At 65.3% G+C, this 4,068-nt stretch carries 5 protein-coding genes; 3 read left to right on the forward strand and 2 right to left on the reverse strand.

Annotated features, from left to right (window positions below; all coding sequences use genetic code 11):
• Nucleotides 1-540: S-adenosylmethionine synthetase N-terminal domain-containing protein (locus AC1DYX_RS28680; protein ID WP_477265240.1), on the reverse strand; the 540-nt coding region annotated here is incomplete at its 3' end.
• A 180-nt stretch (nt 541-720) separates the two neighbouring features.
• Between AC1DYX_RS28680 and AC1DYX_RS28685 the strand changes: the two genes are divergently transcribed.
• From AC1DYX_RS28685 to dapF, 3 genes are read left to right on the forward strand one after another with little or no spacing between them, the layout of a single operon-like run.
• On the forward strand, nt 721-1,572 hold the full coding sequence (locus AC1DYX_RS28685; RefSeq protein ID WP_477265242.1) for a lysophospholipid acyltransferase family protein: 852 nt from the start codon (nt 721-723) through the stop codon (nt 1,570-1,572).
• Nucleotides 1,569-2,432 (forward strand): lysophospholipid acyltransferase family protein, encoded by an 864-nt coding sequence (locus tag AC1DYX_RS28690; RefSeq protein ID WP_477265244.1) that lies wholly within the window; start codon nt 1,569-1,571, stop codon nt 2,430-2,432. Before AC1DYX_RS28685 ends, AC1DYX_RS28690 begins: the two co-directional genes overlap by 4 nt.
• Before the next feature lie 11 nt (nt 2,433-2,443).
• Nucleotides 2,444-3,307 carry a diaminopimelate epimerase gene (dapF, locus tag AC1DYX_RS28695; protein WP_477265246.1) on the forward strand — a complete coding sequence of 288 codons (864 nt, stop codon included), beginning with the start codon at nt 2,444-2,446 and terminating at the stop codon, nt 3,305-3,307.
• 21 nt (nt 3,308-3,328) lie between these two features.
• Here dapF and AC1DYX_RS28700 read toward each other — a convergent pair.
• On the reverse strand, nt 3,329-4,068 hold a 740-nt coding region (locus AC1DYX_RS28700; RefSeq protein ID WP_477265248.1), incomplete at its 5' end, for a tetratricopeptide repeat protein.

The raw sequence follows: 4,068 nt of genomic DNA on the forward strand, positions 1-4,068 counted from the left end.
GCCATTCACGTAGCGCAGCGTGACCTGGGACTTGGCGTCCGGACGCAGCCACGGCAGGCGGCCGTCCTTGCGCAGTTGCGACTGGCGCTCGACGAGGCGGTGCGCGTAATAGATGGCGGCCGGCATCAGTTCCGGCGTCTCGTCGCAGGCGTAGCCGAACATCAGGCCCTGGTCGCCGGCACCCTGGTCGAGGTCGAGACCCGCGCCTTCGTCGACGCCCTGGGCGATGTCAGGCGACTGCTTGTCGTAGGCGACCAGCACTGCGCAACCCTTGTAGTCGATGYCGTAGTCGGTGTTGTCGTAACCGATGCGCTTGATGGTGTTGCGTGCAACTTGAATATAATCGACGTTTGCGTGCGTCGTGATCTCCCCGGCCAGCACCACCAGACCCGTATTGCACAGGGTTTCGGCAGCTACGCGCGCGCGCGGATCCTGCTCCAGGATGGCGTCGAGAATGGCGTCGGAAATCTGGTCGGCGACCTTGTCCGGGTGGCCTTCCGAGACGGACTCGGAAGTGAAGAGGTAGTCATTGGAAGACATTGAGGCTCCTGATACTGTGATAAAAAATTGCCGCAGCACCAAGGCCTGCGACGCTTTAGCGAGATTTATATTCCGCTTCGCAAGTTGTCATTAACTCCGCGGATGCTACAAAGTGGTATTTTACGCTCCTCAAAAAATTCTGGCACGGCAACCCGTCAGTTCTCTACCCTAAATCAATCAATGCTTGTTCTTTTGTTTCGGATCCTGTCGTTTTTGCCGCTGCGTGCTCTGCACGCGCTCGGCGCCGCGCTCGGCTGGATCGTGTATCTGGCCTCGCCATCACACCGCCGGCGCCTGCGCGAGAATCTTGAACGCGCCGGCTACCGCGGCCACCTGCACGCTGCGATCGCCGAATCCGGCAAGGCCATCGCCGAGCTGCCCTTCGTCTGGTGCGCGCCGCAGGACCGCGTCACGCGCCACGTCACCATGGAAAACTGGGAACTGGTCCAGCGCCAGCTCGACGCCGGCCGCGGCATCGTGTTCCTCACCCCGCACCTCGGCTGCTTCGAACTGACGGCCCAGCAGGTCTCGCTGCGCGTGGAACTGACGGTCATGTACCGCCCGCCGCGCCAGAGCGCCCTGAAGCCCCTCGTCGAGGGCGCCCGCGCGCGCCAGCACATGCACCTGGCACCGGCCAACCTGTCCGGCGTGCGCATGCTCGTCAAGGCGTTGCGCGGCGGCCAGCCCGTCGGCGTCCTGCCGGACCAGGTGCCGCAGGAAGGCGAAGGCGTGTGGGCGCCCTTCTACGGCCGTGACGCCTACACGATGACCCTGCCCGCCAAGCTGGCCCAGCTGGGCAAGGCGGACATCCTGACCGTCTACGCGGAACGGCTGCCGCGCGGCCGCGGCTTCGCCATCCGCTTCGTCCCGTTCGAAGGATCGCTGGAGGGTGACGCGGCCCGGCMGGCCGCCGCCATCAACCGCCAGATGGAAAAACTCATCGCTTTCTGCCCCGCCCAGTATTTCTGGAGTTACAACCGCTACAAGAAGCCGCAAGGCGTTGCAGCACCGCAAGCCGAGACCATCGCATGAGGTTCCTGATTTTCCTGTTGTGGCTGCTGCATTTCCTGCCGCTGCCTGTCCTCGGTCGCATCGGCAACGCCGTCGGCTGGCTGATGTATTACGCGATCCCCAAGCGCCGCAAGATCGCGCTGGTCAACCTGCGCCTGTGCATGCCCGAGCTGAGCGAAGCGGAGCGGGTCCATATTGCCAAGCGCCACTTCATGGCCTATTCGCGCAGCATCCTGGAGCGCTCGCTGATCTGGTGGGCGCCGTTCGAACGCATCCACGGCCTGATCGACGTTGTCCCGGCCGTGCCGAAAGCGCAGATGGAAGATGGCCCGACCATCCTGCTCTGCCCGCACTTCGTGTGCCTGGACGTGGCCGGCGTGGCAGCGCGCGTGGTGCCGCTGTCGTCCATGTATTCGCCGCAAAAGAACAAGGCGTTCGACGATTTGTTGCGCAATGGCCGCGAACGCTACGGCCCCGTGCGCCTGTTCACGCGCACCGACGGCATCAAGCCGATCATTCGCGCGCTGCGTGAAGGGCTCCCCTATTTCATGCTGCCGGACATGGATTTCGGCGAGAAAGACGCGACTTTCGTGCCGTTCTTCGGCGTCCCGGCCGCGACCCTGACGGCACTCGGCCGGCTTGCGGGCGCGACGGGCGCAAAAGTGATTCCGGTCGTGGCAACATTTTTGCCCAATTACAAAGGTTACCGGGTAGAGTTCTATCCCGCATGGGAGAATTATCCGGGCGACGACATCATCGCCGCCACGCGCCGCATGAACGCCTTCATCGAGGACCGCGTGCGCGACTATCCAGCCGAGTATTTCTGGACGCACAAGCGTTTTAAAACCCGGCCACCCGGCGAGCCTTCGTTCTACGATTAATTACGGATACCATGAAACTCAAGTTCACCAAGATGCACGGCGCCGGCAACGACTTCGTCGTGATCGATGCGATCAACCAGCAACTCGACCTCGGGCCGGAACAATGGCGCCGCCTGGCCGACCGCCGCTTCGGCGTCGGCGCCGACCAGATCCTGATCGTCGAGCGCCCGTCCGCGCCGGACAGCGATTTCCGCTACCGCATCTATAACAACGACGGCGGCGAAGTCGAGCAGTGCGGCAATGGTTCGCGCGCCTTCGTGCGCTTCGTCAGCGACAAGGGCCTGACGGACAAACGCAGCATTCGCGTCGAAACGATGAGCGGCATCATCACGCCGCGCCTGGAAGACGACGGCAGCATCACGGTGGACATGGGCGCTCCGATCCTCGAACCGGCCCGCGTACCGTTCGATGCGGCCGGCCTGGACGGCGTCGCCGAAGGGCGCGACACCTTGTGGCCGATCACCGTCTCGTTCAAGGGCCAGGAACAGACCGTGCTCGTGTCGACGGTCTCGATGGGCAACCCGCACGCGGTGCAGGTCGTGGACGACGTCGAGACGGCACCCGTCCTCGAGACCGGTCCGCAGATCGAGCACCACCCGCGCTTCCCCCGGCGCGTGAACGCCGGCTTCATGCAGGTGCTGGACCGCGGGCACGTCAAGCTGCGCGTCTACGAACGCGGCGCCGGCGAAACACTGGCCTGCGGCACGGGTGCCTGCGCGGCTGTCGTCGCCGGCATCCGCCGCGGCCTGCTGGATTCGCCCGTGCAAGTCCAGGCGCGCGGCGGAAAACTGACCATCAACTGGGCCGGCGAAGGCCAGCCCGTCTACATGAGCGGTCCGGCCGAGACCGTGTTCGAAGGCGAGATCGATATCTGATCGCCGCCCGGCCGCGTCGGCTCACGCGGCCAACGAATAATCCCCGTCCGGCTCCGGCCGGGCGAACGTGTCGTCGCCGTCTTCCGCTCCGCCCTCTGCATCGCCCGCTTCCGGCAACAGGGTGCGCAGGCGGTACAGGCGCTGGCGGTAATTCCCTTCCGGACCGCCCGGACCGCAATCGACATTCTCGAAGACGAGCCCCACGCGGTCGAGCAGCTGGCGTTCCTGCGTCGTTTCCACCGAGATCAGGCGGCGCCGGCTGCGGCCGTAGCTGGCGCGGATGTCGATCACGAGGCAGTGGCCGCGGTCGGCGCTGCGGATGTCCAGCAACAACGCTTCGGCCCGGCTCAGGCCGAAAACGACCGCCAGCTCCAGGCGCGCGGTCAGCAGCGGATGGGCCGCCAGGTCCCGTCCAGCCAGCAGCCCCCCCAGGTCGACCCAGGCGCCGGGCTGGCGCGGTGCCAGCTTGCGCAGTGCGGCAGTCGCCTTGGGACACCCCTGCGCCGCCGCCCTCTGCAGCCAGAACAGGGCGCGTACGTCATTGTTCTCGTTTTCCCGCCGCGCACGCCAGGCCGCGTTCCCGCATTCGAACTGGGCGTCGCGATAACCCATCTCTGCCGCGCGCTCCAGGTATTTCTGCGCCTCCACCACGTTCCGCTGCGAAAATTCCGGCTTTATATAGATGCGTGACAAGGCGTACCACGCCTCGGCCAGGCCCTGTTCGCCTGCCTGCGTCAGCCAGCGCACGGCCTTCTTGAAGT

The organism is Massilia sp. P2_C2 (assembly GCF_056404615.1).

Excerpts from the sequence above, each read along its gene's own strand:
- dapF (WP_477265246.1), top strand. The coding sequence starts at position 2,444 with ATGAAACTCAAGTTCACCAAGATGCACGGCGCCGGCAACGACTTCGTC.
- AC1DYX_RS28690 (WP_477265244.1), top strand. The coding sequence starts at position 1,569 with ATGAGGTTCCTGATTTTCCTGTTGTGGCTGCTGCATTTCCTGCCGCTG.